Origin of the sequence: Roseovarius sp. THAF9 (assembly GCF_009363715.1) — a bacterium.
Classification (GTDB): domain Bacteria; phylum Pseudomonadota; class Alphaproteobacteria; order Rhodobacterales; family Rhodobacteraceae; genus Roseovarius.
In genome coordinates this window covers 1541822-1560390 of record NZ_CP045404.1, presented here as the reverse complement: position 1 = coordinate 1560390, position 18569 = coordinate 1541822, and the positions used below count along the sequence as shown (strand labels likewise).

15 protein-coding genes are annotated in these 18569 nt (G+C 65.6%); 4 read left to right on the top strand and 11 right to left on the bottom strand.

Annotation, left to right across the window (positions count from 1 at the left end; all coding sequences use genetic code 11):
• Positions 1 to 22 precede the first annotated feature (22 nt).
• The 11 genes from FIU86_RS07750 to FIU86_RS07700 form a co-directional block, all read right to left on the bottom strand.
• Positions 23 to 1174 carry a Xaa-Pro peptidase family protein gene (locus tag FIU86_RS07750; protein ID WP_152474552.1) on the bottom strand — a complete coding sequence of 384 codons (1152 nt, stop codon included), beginning with the start codon at positions 1172 to 1174 and terminating at the stop codon, positions 23 to 25.
• A gap of 10 nt (positions 1175 to 1184) precedes the next feature.
• Positions 1185 to 1943 (bottom strand): nitrilase-related carbon-nitrogen hydrolase, encoded by a 759-nt coding sequence (locus FIU86_RS07745; RefSeq protein ID WP_152474551.1) that lies wholly within the window; start codon positions 1941 to 1943, stop codon positions 1185 to 1187.
• Between the two features lie 73 nt (positions 1944 to 2016).
• A complete protein-coding gene (locus FIU86_RS07740; protein ID WP_103761466.1) occupies positions 2017 to 2601 on the bottom strand; it encodes an HNH endonuclease in 585 nt (194 codons plus the stop codon).
• Between the two features lie 316 nt (positions 2602 to 2917).
• On the bottom strand, positions 2918 to 3706 hold the full coding sequence (locus FIU86_RS07735) for a xanthine dehydrogenase family protein subunit M (protein ID WP_152474550.1): 789 nt from the start codon (positions 3704 to 3706) through the stop codon (positions 2918 to 2920).
• A gap of 11 nt (positions 3707 to 3717) precedes the next feature.
• Entirely contained in the window at positions 3718 to 6081 is a 2364-nt protein-coding gene (locus FIU86_RS07730; RefSeq protein WP_152474549.1) for a xanthine dehydrogenase family protein molybdopterin-binding subunit, read from the bottom strand.
• A gap of 48 nt (positions 6082 to 6129) precedes the next feature.
• A complete protein-coding gene (locus tag FIU86_RS07725) occupies positions 6130 to 6615 on the bottom strand; it encodes a (2Fe-2S)-binding protein (RefSeq protein ID WP_152474548.1) in 486 nt (161 codons plus the stop codon).
• A gap of 220 nt (positions 6616 to 6835) precedes the next feature.
• Entirely contained in the window at positions 6836 to 7831 is a 996-nt protein-coding gene (locus FIU86_RS07720; protein WP_152474547.1) for a molybdopterin-binding protein, read from the bottom strand.
• Positions 7828 to 8796 carry an XdhC family protein gene (locus tag FIU86_RS07715; RefSeq protein WP_152474546.1) on the bottom strand — a complete coding sequence of 323 codons (969 nt, stop codon included), beginning with the start codon at positions 8794 to 8796 and terminating at the stop codon, positions 7828 to 7830. The genes FIU86_RS07720 and FIU86_RS07715 overlap by 4 nt, the downstream gene beginning before the upstream one ends.
• 159 nt (positions 8797 to 8955) lie before the next feature.
• Positions 8956 to 11367: an OmpA family protein gene (locus tag FIU86_RS07710; RefSeq protein ID WP_152474545.1), complete on the bottom strand. Its 2412-nt coding sequence runs from the start codon at positions 11365 to 11367 to the stop codon at positions 8956 to 8958.
• Between the two features lie 124 nt (positions 11368 to 11491).
• Positions 11492 to 12745: a VWA domain-containing protein gene (locus FIU86_RS07705; protein WP_152474544.1), complete on the bottom strand. Its 1254-nt coding sequence runs from the start codon at positions 12743 to 12745 to the stop codon at positions 11492 to 11494.
• Between the two features lie 91 nt (positions 12746 to 12836).
• On the bottom strand, positions 12837 to 13745 hold the full coding sequence (locus tag FIU86_RS07700) for a MoxR family ATPase (protein WP_152474543.1): 909 nt from the start codon (positions 13743 to 13745) through the stop codon (positions 12837 to 12839).
• Between the two features lie 189 nt (positions 13746 to 13934).
• Between FIU86_RS07700 and FIU86_RS07695 the strand changes: the two genes are divergently transcribed.
• From FIU86_RS07695 to FIU86_RS07680, 4 genes are all read left to right on the top strand, one after another.
• Entirely contained in the window at positions 13935 to 14900 is a 966-nt protein-coding gene (locus FIU86_RS07695) for a phosphoadenosine phosphosulfate reductase (RefSeq protein WP_152474542.1), read from the top strand.
• Positions 14901 to 14942: 42 nt separating this feature from the next.
• Positions 14943 to 15980 carry a dihydroorotase gene (pyrC, locus tag FIU86_RS07690; protein ID WP_152474541.1) on the top strand — a complete coding sequence of 346 codons (1038 nt, stop codon included), beginning with the start codon at positions 14943 to 14945 and terminating at the stop codon, positions 15978 to 15980.
• Positions 15981 to 16043: 63 nt separating this feature from the next.
• Positions 16044 to 16718, top strand: coding sequence for an orotate phosphoribosyltransferase (locus tag FIU86_RS07685; protein WP_152474540.1), 675 nt, complete (start codon positions 16044 to 16046; stop codon positions 16716 to 16718).
• 293 nt (positions 16719 to 17011) lie between these two features.
• Entirely contained in the window at positions 17012 to 18514 is a 1503-nt protein-coding gene (locus FIU86_RS07680) for a replicative DNA helicase (protein WP_152474539.1), read from the top strand.
• Positions 18515 to 18569 lie beyond the last annotated feature (55 nt).

The window sequence follows — 18569 nt, the reverse complement described above, 5'->3', positions numbered from 1 at the left end:
ATGGGCCGGGGGCAACCCCGGCCTAGCCCTTCACGATCAAAGTCTCCGGCGTCTGGTCGGTCAGAACCTCTGCGCCAGTCTCTGTCAGCATCACCGTGTTGGAAATGAAGTAGTCCACCACATCCGTGTTGGTGAACCAGGAATGGGCGTGAAAGACCATGCCGACCTCCAGCTTGCGCTCCGAGCCGGGAAAGAGGCTGGTCACCATCGACCCGCCCGTCCAACTGGGCGGGAAGCCGATCCCCACCAGGTAGCCGCAGTGATGCCGGTTATAGTCGGCCAGCCCTGCACCCGCCGCCACCTCGCGCCACGCGGCATAGGCGTCGCCCGCCGCAGCACCGGGTTTCAGCGCGGCACAGATCGCCTTCATGCCATCAACGGCCAACTCGACAGACCGCTCCACGCCCTCCGGCGCCGCGCCGACATAGACCAACCGCCCCATCGGCGCCTGGTATTTGCGATAGGCGCCGCAGGTTTCCATGAAGACCGCGTCGCCGGTGCGAAACACATCGCCGCGCCATGTCGTGTGCTCCTCCCCCAGCCGTGACGTGGGGCGAAAGAACGGCCCAAACCCGGGATATTCACTCTCCGCCAGGATCGCCGCGCGATGATACTCGGCGGCCACCTCGTAATCGCTGGCCCCATCGCGTACCGCTTCGATCGCGGCCAACGTGCCAAGGTCCGCCGCCCGCGCCGCCTTGCGGGTATAGGCCATCTCGACCGGCGATTTCACCAGCCGCAGATCGTCGATCAGGCCCGAGCCCTCGCTCCAGTCCGCCTCCCCCTGCATAATCCGTTCCGCATGGCGCGGCGTCAGGAACAGGCTGCGCTTCTCGATCCCGACGCGTCCGCCCTTGAGGCCCAGATCGGCCATCGCCCGCAGCACGTGATCCGACAGCTCCTCGTGATCCGCATGACCATAGAACCGCGCGTTCCGCACCTGGTTGGCGACCGTGATCCCCTCCATCGCGCGGCAGACCAGCGCCATCTCGCCATCCGCGTTCAGCACCAGAACATGCGCGGCAAAGAATCCCCAATGATCAAGGCCGGTCAGCCAGTAGATGCTCTCGGGCACCGAGATCAGCAGCCCGTCCAGCCCCTCCGCTTTCAGAAGCGCACAGGACCGCGCCACGCGACCCGCCAATTCACCATCGTCGAATGCAGGCCCGGTCATGTCAGCACCCTCACAGTTTGACCGCATCGCGCAAGTACGGCAGCCGGTTCCGCGCCGCCACCACACGCGCGGGGTCGACATTGGCGGCAATCACGGTCTCCTCTGTCCCGGCCACCGCCTCCTCCACCCCGTCCGGCGCCACGATCCGGCTGCCGCCGAGGTAGCGCGCGCCGCCCTCCTCGCCCGCATGGTTGGCATAGGCCAACCACAACCCGTTCTCGAAGGCCCGCGTCGGCACCAGTTTCTCGGCCACCACGCCCCACTGATCGACAAGCGCCGTGGGCACCAGCGCCAGCTCGGCCCCGTGCAGCGCGGCCTTGCGCAGGCTTTCGGGCAGTTCGACCTCGTAGCAGATGATGATCGCGATGCGCATTCCGCCGTGATCGACCAGCGTCAGGTTGTCCCCGTTGGCAAATGTCTCTTCCTCGAAACTTCCCGGCGACGGCAACCGCTTGCGGTGATTGGCCAGCGCCGCGCCATCCGCGCCCACCAGCCGCGCGGCATTGTAAACCACGCCGTCCGCCGCCTCGGGATATCCATAGCAGACGGCGGTCTCGTGCCGCTTCGCCATCTCGGCCACATCCTGAAAGAACGGTCCCGTCGCGGGTTCGGCCAGCGCCGCGTGATCGGCCCCCATGTAGCCCGACAGGAACAACTCCGGACAGACCATCAGGTCGGCCTCGCGCTCCGCCAGCCGCAACTCCAGCGCGCGCAGCCGCGCACTGGTCGACAGACCACCCGCATCGCATTGATAAATCCCAAGACGCATGTGCCCCTCCCCGGTGTCACCCGGCAAAGCCAACACGCAGATCGCTTTCAGGTCAATCTTTTAGATGATTACCCTAGGCTTCCAACTCGGCATCCCAGTAAAGGAAGTCGATCCAGCTTTCATGCAGGTGATTGGGCGGGAACTTGCGGCCAAGGTTACGCAGCTGTTCCGCCGCCGGCGCGCGCGGCGGCTTGCGCAGGTTCAGCCCCGAGCGCCGCAGGCTTCTGGAGCCCTTGCGCAGATTGCAAGGCGAACAGGCCGCCACGACGTTTTCCCAGGAAGTGATCCCGCCCTTGGCGCGCGGAACTACGTGGTCAAATGTCAGATCCCCCTTCGCTCCGCAGTACTGACACTGGAATTCATCCCTCAGAAACAAATTAAAGCGCGTGAAGGCCACGCGCTTTTGAGGTTTGACGTAATCTTTCAGAACGATGACCGAGGGTATCCTGATCTCGGTCGAAGGACTTCGCACCGTGTCTTCGTACTCGGCCACGATGTCGACCCGGTCAAGGAACACGGCCTTCACGGCATCCTGCCAGGGCCACAACGACAAGGGGTAATAGGACAGTGGGCGATAGTCGGCGTTCAGAACCAGCGCCGGATGATGTTTCAGCGCCGAGGGCGCCCTTACGAATTCCGTTCTGAAATCTGCATCCATGACCTTACTTACCCCCGCTCGTATCGCCTCATGCTCTGGTTCGGGGCGTGACAGCCGCCCCTTGACTGCGTTCACTATATATCGTGTTTCGCCTCTGGCAAGTGCCGGATATGGCGGTACATCTTGCGATTTGCGTAGCGCGATTCCGTGACGGGGATGTGACACTTATCCACAAGGCGGGCCGCCCCGCGCTGCAAGCCTCGTAAGCGTTGCGTCATGATCAACGCGCTGACCGATTTCTTGCAAGAAATGGGCAGCTCAAGGCGAAACCCGGCCTCCAAGGGCCGGGTTTCCCGAGTCCTGGCGCGCCCTGGGGTCAGGCCGCCTCGACCGCCCGGCGGGTCATCACCGCCACCAGATGCGCGCGGTACGCCCCCGAGCCGTGCAAGTCCGAAATCATCCCGTCCGCCGGCACTGAAAGACCGTCCAGCGCCGAGGCCGAGAAATTGCCGCTCAGCGCCTCTTCGGCTTCCGTCCAGCGGAACACGCCCTCTTCGGATGCGCCGGTGACGGCCACGCGCACACCGTCGGCGAACTTGGCCACGAAGACGCCGACCAACGCAAAGCGCGACGCGGGCTGTTCGAACTTCTGGTAGTTGGCCTTTTCCGGCACCGGGAATTTCACCTCGGTGATGATTTCGCCCTCATTCAGCACGGTCGCGAACATGCCCTCGAAGAAATCATCAGCCGCGATCTCGCGCTCGTTGGTCACCACCGTCGCGCCCGACGCCAGCACCGCCGCCGGATAGCACGCCGACGGGTCGTTGTTGGCCAGGCTTCCGCCGATGGTGCCACGGTTGCGCACCGCCGGGTCGCCGATATTCTCGGCCATCCAGACCAGCGCCGGATAAGCCCCCGATCCCGCCGCCACATCGCCGTGGGTCGTGCCCCCGCCAATGCAGATGCGGCCGTCATCATCGGTGCAGACGCCCTTGATCTCGTCGATCCCGCTCAGGCAAACCAGCACCTCGGGCGCGGCCAGGCGTTGCTTCAGCGTGGGGATCAGGGTCTGCCCGCCCCCCAGCGCCTGGTTCTCGTCGCTTTGTTTGAGCAGCGCCACCGCGTCGGCCACGGTGCTCGGGCGTTCGATTTCGAATGCGTACATCGTCTCTCTCCTTACCCTTGCATCGCCTGCCAGACGCGCGACGGCGTCAGCGGCATGTCGATATGCGTCACATCATGCCCCGCGCGTTGCAGCGCATCCACCACGGCATTGACCACCGAAGGCGGACTGCCGATCGCGCCAGCCTCGCCACAGCCTTTCACCCCCAGCGGGTTGTGCGTGCAGGGCGTCTGGCAGGAATGGTCGACATCGTAGAACGGCACGTCATCGGCGCGCGGCATGGCGTAATCCATGTAGGACGCGCTCAAGAGCTGGCCGTCGGCATCGTAGGAGGTCTGCTCCAAGAGCGCCTGCCCGATCCCCTGCGCCAGCCCGCCATGCACCTGGCCCGACACGATCATCGGGTTGATGACATTGCCGAAGTCGTCGGCGGCAGCAAAGCTCTCGATGGTGACCTTGCCGGTCTCGGGGTCGACCTCCACCTCGCAGGCATAGGCGCCCGACGGATAGGTGAAGTTGGCCGGGTCGTAGAACGCGGTCTCCTCCAGCCCCGGCTCGATCTCTTCCAGCGGATAGTTGTGCGGCACGTAAGCCGCCAACGTCACGTCGCCCCAGGCCACCGACTTGTCGGTACCCGCGACGGTGAACTGGCCGTCCTTCAACTCGATATCCGCCTCCGAGGCTTCCAGCAGGTGGGCCGCGATCTTCTTGGTCTTGGCGATGATCTTCTCGGTCGCCTTGACCATGGCGCTGCCGCCCACGGCGATGGAGCGGGAGCCGTAGGTGCCCATGCCCATCGGCGTGTTGGCCGTGTCGCCGTGTTCGATCTCGACCATGCTCTCGTCGATGCCCAGCATGTCGGCCACCACTTGCGGGAAAGCGGTCTCGTGCCCCTGTCCGTGGCTATGGCTGCCGGTCATCACGGTGATCCCGCCGGTGGCGTTCACCCGCACGGTCGCGGATTCATACAAGCCGGCCCGCGCGCCCAACTGCCCCACCAGGTTCGACGGCGCGATGCCGCAGGCCTCGATATAGCAGTTCACGCCAAGGCCCCGCAGCTTTCCTTTGGCCTTGCTGTCTTCCAGTCGCTTTTGGAAACCATCCTTGTCGATGATCTCCAGCAACTTGTCCATCGTGGCGTTGTAATCGCCCGTGTCGTACTCGACAGCGACCGGCGTGGCATAGGGGAACTCGGTGACGAAGTTCTGTCGCCGCAGCTCGATCGGATCCACGCCCAGCTCCCGCGCCGCCTTGTCGATGACACGCTCCAGCTGGTACGTCGCCTCGGGCCGCCCGGCCCCGCGATAGGCATCGACGGGAACGGTGTTGGTAAAGACCGCCTTCACGTTCACGTAGATATTGGGCGTCTTGTAATTGCCCGCCATCAGCGTGCCGTGCAGCCATGTGGGGATCGACGGCGCGAAAGTCGACAGATACGCCCCCATGTTGGCATAGGTTTCCGTGCGCACAGCGGTAAAGTTGTTGTCCGCATCCAGCGCCAGTTCGATCTTGGTCACGTGATCGCGGCCATGCGCGTCGGAAATGAAAGCCTCCGAGCGCGAGCAGGTCCACTTAACCGGACGGTTGAGCGCCTTGGCCGCAAAGGTGCAGAAGGCTTCCTCGGCATAGTGATAGATCTTCGAGCCGAAACCGCCGCCCACATCGGGCGCCACGACCCGCAGCTTGTGCTCGGGAATGCCCAGCACGAACGCGCCCATCAACAGGCGAATGACGTGCGGGTTCTGGCTCGTGGTATAAAGCGTGCTGTCGTCGGTGCCGCGGCTGTAATCGCCCACCGCCACGCGCGGCTCCATCGCGTTCGGCACCAGCCGGTTGTTCACCAGTTCCAGCGTGGTCACATGCGCGGCGTTCTTGATCGCCTCGTCCACCGCGCCCTTGTTCTCCTCGACGAAGCCCCAGTCATAGCAAAGGTTCGAGGTCAGGTCGTCATGCACCTTGGTGGCGCCCTCTTTCAGCGCCTCCTTCATGTCCATGACGGCGGGCAGGTCCGAGATGTCCACCTCGATCGCCTCGGCGGCGTCCCGCGCCTGTTCGCGGCTTTCAGCCACGATGGCAGCAATGGGATCGCCCACATGCCGCACCTTGCCCTGCGCCAGCACCGGGTGCGGCGGCTCCTGCATGGGCTCGCCATGCCGGTCCGTCACCTGCCAGCCACAGGGGATGCCCCCCACCTCGGCGAAATCCGCGCCGGTGAAAACCTTGATCACCCCGGGCATGCCCTCGGCAGCGCTGGTATCCACGTTGTCCAACGTGCCGTGTGCGACGTCCGAGCGCAGGAAATGCACATAGGCCTGTCCGCGCAGGTTGATGTCGTCTGTATAATTTCCGGCCCCCGTCAGGAACCGTACGTCCTCGCGCCGTTTGGAACTGGCGCCGATGCCACCATCTTTGGGCATGTATTTATCCTCCCTGAAAACAGTGCGTGCACGCACGCACCCTACGCCTTACTCGGCCGCGATGTTGCTGACGTCTTGTCCCGCCGCGGCGAGGATCGCCTTGACGATGTTGTGATACCCGGTGCAGCGGCAGATATTGCCCTTCAGGTACTCGCGCACCTCCGCCTCGGTCGGGCTCGGGTTGTCCTTCAGCAGGGCTTCCGCCGACATCACCATGCCCGGCGTGCAGAACCCGCATTGCAACCCGTGGAACTCCTGGAATGCCTGCTGGACCGGGGTCATGGTGCCGTCCTCCGCCGCCATCCCCTCGATCGTGGTCACCTCCGTGCCCTCGGCCTCGGCCGCGAACATCGAGCAGGCCTTCACCGCCTTGCCGTCCACATGCACCACGCAGGCGCCGCACTGGCTGGTGTCACAGCCCACATGCGTGCCCGTCAGGCCCAGCTCGTCACGTATAAAATCGACAAGTAGCGTGCGTCCTTCAACCTCGCCGGACGCAGGCTTGCCGTTCACGGTCATCTTGACCTGTGCCATCGGCTCCTCCCATTGGCTTTTCTAATTGGCTGGTTGGAGTTAAACACGCCGATCCTTAGTTGAGAAGGCACTTTCTGCCGCAGGACCCCATGCCTTTGTATCGGTTGCCGGTGCTGCGCCGATCTCAGCCTGCAGCGTCCTGGGTGTCAGAGGCGCACTGTTGAGGTTTTCGCTCATCGTCCCGAACCGTCCCACGCATCGGCAGGCAGCCGCGCCGGCCCTAGCCGGTCGTGCGGCGCTGCCGGGGCTGGGGCCGCGTGGGGATCTCCTTGAGCAAGCCGCCCACCCCCATCGCAGCGAACTCCTCCGGGCCGACCGGCACACCGCAGGCCACGCGCGACATCACCCAGTCCGCGCCGTGCAACACCGGCGACCGCGCGCTGTTGGGCAAACCGATCACGGGTCTTTCTTTCAGCCGGCCAACGAACAGCAGGTTCCCCGGATCGACCGGGATCCCGAACCGCTCCACCTCACCCCCCGCCCGGCGCAGTGCCTCGGGGCCAGTGTCGCGCATGTCCGAAGTGGCCGACGCGGTCAGGATCAGCACCACGTCGCCATGCGCCGCCGCGATGGCGCGGGCCAGCGCGGGCACCTCGTGCGGACAGCTCAATGTCTGGCTCAGCCGCATCCCGAGACTGGCCAGCCGCGTGCGGATCGCCTCGGCGCCGCGCAGGCCGGGCCCGTCGGGCGTATCGCTGACGATCAGGCTGGCGGTGGCGTATTTCGGCCGGTGCAGCGCAATCGCGCCCCGCCCGGCCTCGGCCGCCCTGTCCAACGCCTCTGCCGCCACACCGTAAGAGATGATCTTGACCGTCGCCACCATGCCCCCCGGATGTGCCTGAAACCACGGCGCGACCGTGGCCAGCGTCACCATTGGATCCACCATGTTGGCCGCCGCGACCTTTGCCGCGTCCACCTCGACCACGCCCGGCCCGTCGGCCACCAGGTTCACCCGCCCCGTGAACGCCCGGCTCGGCGACAGGCCCGGCGCACCGTCATGCACCGCCGCGGCCAGCCGCGCGGCGGCGTCGTCCTCGTGCAGGTCGCCCGGCTCCAGAACGGCGACGATCACCTCGGTAAAACCCGCCGCACACAAACGTGCGACATCCGCCTCGGTCAGCACCTGCCCCTTGCGCAGGCGGCCGTCCGGCAAATGCTCGCTATGCGCCAGGATCGCGCCCGCCGCCTCCGCCAGCGCGACCGGTCCGAACTTCATCCGCCTTGCCTGAGCACTTGAGTCACCTCGGCCAAGATCGCCACGGCAATCTCGGACGGACCCGCCGCGCCGATATCCAGCCCCACGGGCCCATGGATGCGTGCAATCTGATCGGCGTCAAAGCCCTTCTCCTCCAGCCGCGCCAGCCGCTTGTCATGGGTCCGGGTCGAACCCAACGCGCCGATATAGAAAACATCCGACGCCAGCGCCGCTTCCAACGCCGGATCATCAAGCTTGGGGTCATGGGTCAGCAGAACCAATGCCGTGCGGCTGTCCAGACCGCAGGCAGCAACGGCCTCGTCGGGCCAGTCACGCAGCAGGCTGACACCGGGAAACCGCGCCTCGCTCGCAAAACTTTCGCGCGGGTCAATGACGATGGGGTCATAGCCCGCGATCCGCGCCATCGGCACCAGCGCCTGCGCGATATGCACCGCGCCCACCACCATCATACGCAAGGGCGGGTTGTGTATGGCCACGAAGGTCTCTGCGTCCTCCTCGAACCCCGATCGGTCCATGCGGAACCGCTCGGCATGGCCGTCGCGTTCCAGCCGCCGCTCGGCGGTCATCCCGGTGACATAGGCCACCGGCACCCGCGCCTCGCGCGCCAGCACAAGATCCTTCAAAAGCTCCACCGGCATCACCGTGCCCACGGGCTCTACCAAGACCCGGATCGTGCCACCACAGGCCAGCCCCACGGCAAAGGCGTCGCCGTCGCTGACGCCGTATTCCAGCATCACGGGCGTGCCGTCCTCGATGGCATCCAGCGCCTCAGCCACCACGGCGCCCTCGACACAGCCGCCCGAGACCGATCCCTCGATCTCGCCCGCGCCGGATATCGCCAGCTGGCTGCCCACCCGGCGGGGCGCGCTGCCCCAGGTCTGAACCACGGTGGCCAGGGCCGCGCCCTTGCCGGCCTCGTACCAGGCCAGGGCTGTCTCGGGGATCGTATCGAACCGGTCGGTCATGACGCCAATATGGGCCGGGCGCCCCGCTTTCACAAACGCAATTTCGGCGGCGGTCAATGCCCCAGATTCTTCGTACGAAGAATCTTGCGCGTGCACCTACCGGAACGAAAAAGCCCCCGCCAATCGGCGAGGGGCCAATCCGTTTGATCAGAACAAGTTTCAGCTGTCGTTCAGCAGTCCGGTGATATTGCGGACCGCGGCGCGGCGGTTTTCGCGGATGTCACCGGCCTGGCGGATCTTCAGGTCCGCCTCGCCATACCCCTGCACGATCATGTTCGCCGGAGGCACGTCGAAATACTCGGTCAGGGCCAAGGCCACCGATTCCGCACGGCGGTCTGACAGGGCCAGGTTGTTGCTCGCCGGGCCAACCGTGTCGGTGTGACCCTCAATGAGGAACACTTGCCGCGGGTCTTCGGCGATCGCGTCGCGCATGGCGTTGCCGAGCACCGAAAGGTCCCTGGCTTCCTCGGGGCGGATCACCGCGCTGCCGGTTTCGAAATTGACCGCATCGAGCGCGATCACCGGCACCTGGTGGCGCACCGCATCGACGAACCGCACCTGGTTGAGCGAGTAACGGCGCGTCGCCGGCGCATCCCGCGTGGCGAGGATCGCCGTGCGCAACTCGTCCTCGGAGGCGTTGGTATAGTCGTACTCCTGCGCGCGGGTATCGCCCAATTGCTGGACGTTCACCGCCTCGACCTGGCGCGTGTCATCAAAGAGCACCACCTGATCGCCATTGGGATAAACCTGCGTCCGGCGCAGCACACGGCCATCTGCGGAGCGGATGGTGATGGTCTGCGTGCCATCCTGAGCCGTCACGGTGTTGCGGGTCGAGCCGTCGTCGAAAGTCTGCACGCGCACATCGCTGCCCGGACGGCGCAGAAGCGCGTCGTCGTCCTTGATGATGCGATAGCGTCCATTGTTTTCCACGACCACACGGTCGCCGCTGTTCGACACCACGGTGCCGCCATCATCGGTCACCTGCCCGATCGCGTAGGCGCCAAGCCCGATCGCCGCGGCGGCTGTCAGGATATCCTTGAGGTTTTCATCCCGGTCATCGCTGGTACGCGGCGTTCCGGCGGCAGGGGCCGTCTCGGTGTTGGCCGCATTTTGAGCATCGCCACCGACGGTCGTCTCGAATTCCTCGTCAGACGAGCGCGTGTTCTCCTCGGTGAGCGTTACCTCTTCGCTGCTGACGGCTTCGGCATCGTCATTGGCAGCAGCGGCGGCTGCGGTCTGCTCCTCGACCTGGGCCGCGGCTTCGGCCTGTGCCTGGGCCTGCGCCTCGGGGTCTTCGTCGATCGCCGGCTCGGGAAGGTCGGTCGTGGCCTGTTCCGTCGGCTGCTCGTCTGTTGCGGACCCCGTTGCCTCGCCGCTCTGCTGGGCGTTGGTTTGAGCCTCGGCTTCGGCCTGTTCGGCCTCAAGCGCTTGTTGCAGCTCATCTTCTTCGGTCTGGGCCGTATCGGCCGGCGCATCGCTCTCGGCCTGCCCGGTTTCCGCGTTCGCGGGGCGGTCCTGCGAGTCCGCCTCGGTCTGTTCGGCCTCGAGCGCCTGTTGCAGCTCGTCTTCTTCACTCTGAGCCGTGTCGGCCGGCGCATCGCTCTCGGCCTGCTCGGCCTGTGCGCTCGCGGGGGCGTCCTGCGTCTCGGCCTCAGCTTCGGCCTGAGTGTTCGCGTCCGCCTCGGATTGCTCGGCCTCGAGCGCCTGCTCTAGTTCCTCTGCCTCTTGAGTGACGGTGTCCGACGCAGCGGGCGCCTCCATCTGTCTCTCAGCCTCAGCCGCGGCGGCGGCCTCTTCGTCCTGTTGCTGCTGTGCGGCCTCGGCTTGAGCGGCCTCGTCTTGCGCACCCTGTGCCTGCGCCTCGGCAGCCGCTTGTTCCTCGGCAGCCTGCGCTTCAGCCTCGGCAGCGGCCTGCTCCTCAGCAGCCTGTGCTTGCGCCTCGGCAGCGGCTTGCGCCTCGGCGGCCTGTTCTTCGGCGGCCTCAGCGGCGGCCTGCGCCTCGGCGGCCTGTTCTTCGGCCTCGGCAGCAGCTTGGTCCTCGGCGGCCTGCTCTTCTGCGGCTTCGGCTTCCGCCTCAGCTTGGGCTTGAGCTTCAGCCGCCTGCTGCTCCGCGGCTTGCTGTTCGGCGGCTTGCGCCGCCGCTTCGGCCTCCGCCGCGGCTTGCGCTTCGGCATCTGCTTCGGCATTGACGTTCGGCTGGGTTTCCTCGACATCCGCCTGGGCGGTGCGCATGGTTTCTTCCGCCTGCTCCGATGCCGTCTCCGTCACCGATCCCGCAGGCGCCCCGACCGGAGCCAAGTCTGCCACGACCTCGTTGATCTGTGCATCGCTGCACGCCTCCGTGGCCTGAGAACCACTGGCTTCGATCTCGCCGCAGAGGGCCAGCGTCTGGCGGTCAACCTCGTTTTCGACCACGACGTCGAGGCCCGGCACGGCGCAAGGCAACTCGGAACTTCCCGAGCAAGCGGGCAAGTCGCCCGCGGCGGTCTGCGCCGCAAGCGGGAGCGGCGCGGTCTGGCCGATCGCAAGCGCGATGGCGGCGGTGGTGGATGTCAGCGTCAGTCGGCGCATATCTCTTCTCTCCCTAGATACGGATGCCGCGAAATCCTGCGGTCTCACGTTTCAACGCCGGGCATGACGGAGTGTTCCGATAGGGGGTGTGCGACATCGGCGGAACCTCGCCAATGCGCACATGTCAGAGAAGCGCCATCAGCCGCGCCTTCTCGCCGGTATCGTGCGGCGCACTGATCGCGGCCGCCAGATCTTCCAACGTCGCGATGGAGTGGCCAGCGCGAAACGCATCCACATGGGGCAGCATCGCCCGGATTCCGGTAGCGCGCGGCGCGAATCCGTCCCAGCGCAAGAGCGGGTTCAGCCAGATCAGACGCCGCGACGACAGGTGCAGACGTTGCATCTCGCGGCCCAGGTCAAAGCTGTCGTCGCGGTCCAACCCATCGGTGATCAGCAGGACGACCGCCCCCTGCCCGGTCACCCGCCGCGACCAGTCGCGGTTGAACGCGTGCAGACAGGCCGCGATCCGCGTGCCGCCTTCCCAGTCCTGCGCCTCGGACCCGGCGGCGGCCAGCGCGGCGTCCACGTCGCGCGACGCCAAATGGCGCGTGATGTTGGTCAACCGCGTGCCGAAGGTAAAGGCATGCACGGCGGACCAGCCCGCGCCTTTCTCATTCGCCACGGCATGAAGGAAATGCAGAACCATCCGGCTGTACTGGCTCATCGAGCCGGAAATATCGCAAAGCACCACCAGGTTGGGCCAGCGCGGGCGCGGCTTTTGCACGTGAATGCGCCGCATCTCGCCGCCCTTCCGCATGGCCGCGCGCAGCGTCTTGCGCGCGTCGAGCTGCGTGCCGGTCGTCGCAGGCATCCCCCGGCGCGAGGCGAAGGGTTTCACCGGCAGGCTCAGCCTGGCCAGCATCCGCTTGGCCTGGGCGATCTCGGCGGTGCTCATCTGTTCGAAATCCAGGGTCCGCAGCCGTTCCTCGCGACTCATGGTCAGGGACGCGTCGATATCGATCTGCGTTTCCTCGTCGTCCTCTTGGCTTTCCGCCTCGGGCATCTCTGGCTCGATCCCGTCCAAGAGCGCCTCGGCCGCGCGCTTCTCGGCTGCCTGCGCGCTGCGGTCCTCCTGCACGCCGCGAATGGCGGGCAGCATCATCGCCATCATGTGCTCCATGTAGCGCGGGTCGCGCCAGTAAAGGCGGAAGACCTGAGCAAACACCGCCCGGTGTTCGGGCCGGCTCACGAAACAGGCCCTGAGCGCATAGAAGAAATCCGACCGCGAGGTGAACCCCGCCGCCTCGACCGCGCGAATGGCGTCGATCACCCGCCCCGGCCCCACCGGCACCCCGGCCTTGCGCAGCGCACGGGCGAAATGCGTGATGTTGTGGCCGAGCTTAGGATGCTCCGGCAGGTCGAGATCGGGGTATTCCATTAGCTCTTGGACTTGGGGCCCGGCCCCCAAACACTTTTCAAATTGGGGGCCAGCCCCCAAACCCCCGGGATATTTCCGGCCAGAGGAAGGATCATGCCGGCTCTAGCCCCGCCTTTGCCTCGTCAAGGATACGCTTGGCCTCGGACCCCTGCATTTTCTGGATGTCGTCCTGGTATTTCAGGATCGCGCCCAGCGTGTCGGCGATGACCTCCGGGCTGAGGCTGATCACATCCAGCGCCAGCAGGCATTTGGCCCAGTCGATCGTCTCCGCCACGCCGGGCTTCTTGAACAGGTCTTCGGTGCGCAGCTTCTGAACGAACGCCACCACTTCGCGGCTCAGCGTCTCCGCCGCTTCCGGGGCGCGGGCCTGCAAAATCTCGATCTCGCGATCAAAACTGGGGTAATCCACCCAGTGATACAGGCAGCGCCGCTTTAGCGCGTCATGCACTTCGCGCGTGCGGTTCGAGGTCAGCACCACGATAGGCGGCTCGAGCGCGGCAATCGTGCCCAGTTCCGGGATCGTCACCTGGAAATCGCTCAGCGCCTCCAGCAGGAACGCCTCGAACGGCGCGTCGGTGCGGTCCAACTCGTCGATCAGCAGCACTGGCGCCCCGCCTTCCTGCGGGCGCATCGCCTGCAAAAGCGGGCGTTCGATCAAGAAATCCTCGGTGAAAAGTTCGTCTGTCAGCCGCTCGCGGTCCACACCTCCGCTGGCCTCGGCGGCGCGGATGGCGATCATCTGCTCGGCGAAATTCCACTCGTAAACGGCACTCGACGCATCCAGCCCCTCGTAGCATTGCAACCGGATCAGCCTGCGCTCCAGCCCCGCCGCCAGCGCCTTGGCGATCTCGGTCTTGCCGACGCCTGCCTCGCCTTCCAGGAACAGTGGCCGGCCCAGGCGCAGCCCCAGGAACACAACCGTCGCCAGGCTGCGTCCGCAGACGTACTCCTGCCCGGCCAGCATCGCCTCCACGTCGTCTATGGATCTCAGATCGCGCATGCACGCCCTCCTTTACCCCGGCAGAACTGCACGGCTTCGCGCTCCCGTCAAGGCGCGGCCAGCCTGCGCGGCATCCCGCCGCCCCCTAGAAACCTCTTCAATTTTCCAAAGTTTTGCCCTTTTTGCCCGCTAGCTTGCGGGCCAATCACCCGTGCCAAGCGGGGCAAACTCGAGCGTTGAGGTCCGAGCATGAGCGCAGATTATCCTAAGGCGCTGGATACGTCCCTGTCCGGGCTGGACTGGGAAGACTGGCTGGACAAGCTGGACGACACCGCCGATGCCGACGGCTATGTCGAGCGCCTGGGTGATGCGCATGCCGCCATATTCATCGAGCACAAGCCGACGCTTCTGGTCACCTTCGAGGCCTTCCCCGGCTTGCGCGTGACGTCACCCGAGGCCCAGCCGCTGGGCTGGCAACTGGGCCGCGCCCTTGGCTGGTCGCACCTGTGCCTGGCCAGCCAGACCGACAGCTGGTTCCGCGAAGGCCGCGTCTTCGGCTATTTCGATCGGCTGATCGACGACGGCTTTTTCGAAGAGTTCGACCAGGTGATCTTCTACGGCTCAGGCCCCGCAGGCTATGCCGCCGCCGCGTTTTCCGTGGCGGCACCCGGCGCCCGTGTACTGGCGATCCAGCCCCAGGCAACGCTCGACCCACGCATGACCGAATGGGACGAACGGTTCCGCCGTCGCCGTAAGCTCGATTTCACGTCCCGCTACGGCTACGCGCCCGACATGCTGGATGCCGCTGATCGCGCCGTCATCCTCTACGACCCCGAGATCGAGGAAGACGCAATGCACGCCGCCCTCTTCGCCCGCGGCAATGTCTTACGCTACCGGATGCGGTACATGGGCCCACGCCTCGACCGTGGGCTGATGCGTATGAACATCCTTTTGCGCATCATCGCCCAGCTCAGCGCGGGCAAGCTCGACACCGCCAATCTCGCCCGCCTTTACCGAGGGCGGCGCGGCGACGTGCCCTATCTCAAGGCCCTGTTGACACGGCTCGAGGATGACGGACGGCTCTACCTGACCGCCCGCCTCGCCCAGCGCGTCATGCGCGACACACCCGGCCCGCGCTTTCGCCGTGCAATCCGCGCCGCTTACAAGAAGGCCGAAGAACAGGGCGTGCCGATGCCGCCGCGCGAAATCGACTGATCCACTGGCGCAGGCGCGCGGGCTGTTGTAAGCCCTCGGGCCATGAGCCGGACCATGACCATCCCCCGCCCCGATGACTGGCACCTGCATCTGCGCGATGGCGCGGTGCTGCAAGCCGTTCTGCCCGAGACGGCACGCCATTTCGGACGCGCCATCATCATGCCCAACCTCGTGCCGCCCGTTGTGACCGGAGCGCAGGCCGCCGCCTACCGCGACCGCATCCTTGCCGCGCTGCGCGACGGCATGGATTTCACCCCGCTGATGACCCTCTACCTGACCGAGAAAACCGATCCCGAGGACGTTGCCGCCGCCCATGGCTCGGGCCTCGTGACCGCCGTCAAGCTATACCCGGCGGGCGCCACGACCAACTCCGCCTCCGGCGTGCGCGATTTCGACCGCGTGCGCCCGGTGCTGGAAAAAATGGCCGAGATCGGCATGCCGCTCTGCGTACACGGCGAGGTCACCGACGCCGATATCGACATCTTCGACCGCGAGGCGGTATTCATCGACCGCGTGCTCGAGCCGCTCCGCCGCGCCACGCCGGGCCTGCGCGTCGTCATGGAACACATCACCACGCAGCAAGGCGTCGACTACGTCAAATCGAACGCCGAAAACCTCGGCGCCACCATCACCACGCATCACCTCGTCATCAACCGGAACCACATCCTCGTGGGCGGCATCAAACCGCATTACTACTGCCTGCCCGTAGCCAAGCGCGAGGAACACCGCCTTGCGCTCCGCGCCGCCGCCACCTCGGGCGACGCCCGCTTTTTCCTCGGCACCGACAGCGCCCCGCACACCGATCCCAACAAGGAATCGGCCTGCGGCTGCGCGGGCTGTTTCACCGCCACCAACACGCTCTCGATCCTCGCCGAGGTGTTCGAGCAGGAAGACGCGCTCGACCGCCTCGCCGGGTTTGCATCCGAACACGGCCCCGCCTTCTACGGTCTGCCCATCAGCACCGACACGATCACCCTGACCAAGGGCGATCCGGTCGACTATCCGCCCAAGATCGACACCGGCGACGGCCCCGTCACCCTGTTCGACCCGAAAATGCCGCTGCGTTGGCGCGTGACCTGAGCTTTCACTGTTCCCAAATACTCCCGCCGGAGGCTCCGGCAGACACCACCAAGGACCGCCCGCATGATCCCCTCGACCTATCCCGACCAACAGGAAATCGCCCGCCTCACCGCCCGGATGCTGCTGGAAATCGAAGCGGTTCATTTCAATGCCGATGAGCCGTTTACACTGGCCTCGGGTCTGCCCAGCCCGACCTATATCGATTGCCGCAAGCTTATCTCCTTCCCGCGCATCCGCTCCACGCTGATGGATTTCCTGACCATCACCGTCATGCGCAACGCGGGCTTCGAGGCCTTCACCAACATCGCCGGTGGCGAAACTGCGGGCATTCCCTTCGCCGCACTGGTGGCCGAACGCATGGCCCTGCCCATGACATATGTGCGCAAAAAGCCCAAGGGCTATGGCCGCAACGCCCGGATCGAAGGCGCGATGACCGACGCCGACCGCGTCCTGCTGGTCGAGGACCTGACCACCGATGGCGGCTCCAAGCTCAGCTTCGTCGACGCCATCCGCGACACCGGCGCCAGCTGCGGGCACACCGCCGTCATCTTCTATTACGGCATCTTCCCCGAGACCGAAAAAACGCTCGGCGATCATGGCGTCGCGCTGCACTACCTCTGCACCTGGCGCGACGTGCTGGCCGAGGCGCGCGCGCAGGGCAGCTTCGACGCCGCCACCCTCGACGGCGTCGAATCGTTCCTCGACGATCCCCGCGCCTGGCAAGCCGCCCGCAGCTGAGGCGTGTCCGAGTCGCCACGGCGCCACTTCGTCAAAGCCCAATATTAGAAACTTTTTTATCGTTGTGATGACGCAACGTTAACTCGCGCAATGCGCGTCGAGGCAACGAAATCTTGACGTTGGCACCCCGGAAGGGCCAAAATGTAGTAGCACCAGGATATCCACAGAGTATCCACACAAATATACAAGTTGCCACGTCGCAGGCCCCCTCGTTAAGAGACCGACCTACCGGGACCAAGCGCGATTGGGGACATGGCGCCGCAACCCGGGATCAGGGCAGAACGGGGGACAAGATGAGCGAAGTTGCGACCTTTAACGCGTCCGGCACACCGGCAGCACAGGATGCGCCGGCACCCGATGCCCTGCCGCATTCCACCGAGGCGGAACAGCAGCTTCTGGGCGCGATCCTGACCAACAACGACATCTACGACCGGGTCGCCAACCTGATCGGCCCGCAGCATTTCTACGACCCCGTTCACGCCCGCATCTACGAGACCGCCGCCGCCCGCATCGCCAAGGGCAACCTCGCCTCGCCGGTGACGCTCAAGACATTTCTCGAAGACGACGAGGGTCTGAAGGAACTGGGCGGTCCCGCCTATCTCGCCCGCCTTGCCGGTGCCGCCATCTCGGCCTTCGCCGCGCGCGACTACGCCCAGATGATCTATGACATGGCGATCCGCCGCGAGCTGATCGGTCTTGGTAACGACATCGCCGGCAAGGCCCAGCGCGCCGAGGTCGACCTGGAACCGCGCGACCAGATCGTCGAGGCCGAGCAGAAGCTCTACAAGCTTTCCGAACAAGGCCAGTCCGAAACCGGATTTCAAAGCTTTCTCAGGGCCGTAACCGACGCCGTTAATGTCGCCAACGCCGCCTACCAGCGCGACGGCGGCCTCGCCGGCATCTCCACCGGACTTGTGGACATGGACAAGAAACTGGGCGGCCTGCACAAGTCCGACCTTCTCATCCTCGCCGGGCGTCCTTCGATGGGGAAAACCTCGCTGGCCACCAACATCGCCTTCAACATCGCCAAGGCATATAACCGCGGCACACTCCCCGACGGCTCCGAAGGCGCCACCGAGGGCGGCGTCGTGGGCTTCTACTCGCTCGAAATGAGTGCCGAACAGCTGGCCGCCCGTGTCCTGTCCGAGGCCGCCGAGGTCCCTTCCGAGCAGATCCGCCGCGGCGACATGACGGAAACCGAATTCCGCCGCTTCGTCGAGGCCGCCAAGACGCTCGAATCCTGTCCTCTCTACATCGACGACACACCCGCCCTGCCCATCTCCCAGCTGGCCGCGCGGGCCCGTCGGCTGAAGCGGACGCACGGACTGGATGTGCTGATCGTCGACTACCTTCAGCTCGTGCGCCCCGCCTCGGCAAAGGACAGCCGTGTGAACGAGGTCTCCGAAATCACCCAAGGCCTGAAGGCCATCGCCAAGGAGCTCGACATCCCCGTGATCGCCCTGTCGCAGCTCTCGCGCCAGGTCGAATCCCGCGAAGACAAGCGCCCGCAGCTGTCTGACCTGCGCGAATCCGGCTCGATCGAACAGGACGCCGACGTGGTCATGTTCGTCTTCCGCGAGGAATACTACGCCGAACGCGAGAAACCCTCCGACGACAAGCTGGAAGAGATCGCCGCCTGGCAGGAACGCATGGAACGCCTGCACGGCCGCGCCGAGGTCGTCATCGGCAAACAGCGTCACGGCCCCATCGGCACCGTCGAACTCAGCTTCGAAGGCCAGTTCACCCGCTTCGGCAACCTCGCCAAACCGTGGCAGCAGGACGGCACCGAATTCTGAGCCGGCGCTTGGCCCGCCTTAGGGCTTGACCCCCCGGCCCATCCGGTCAAAACCT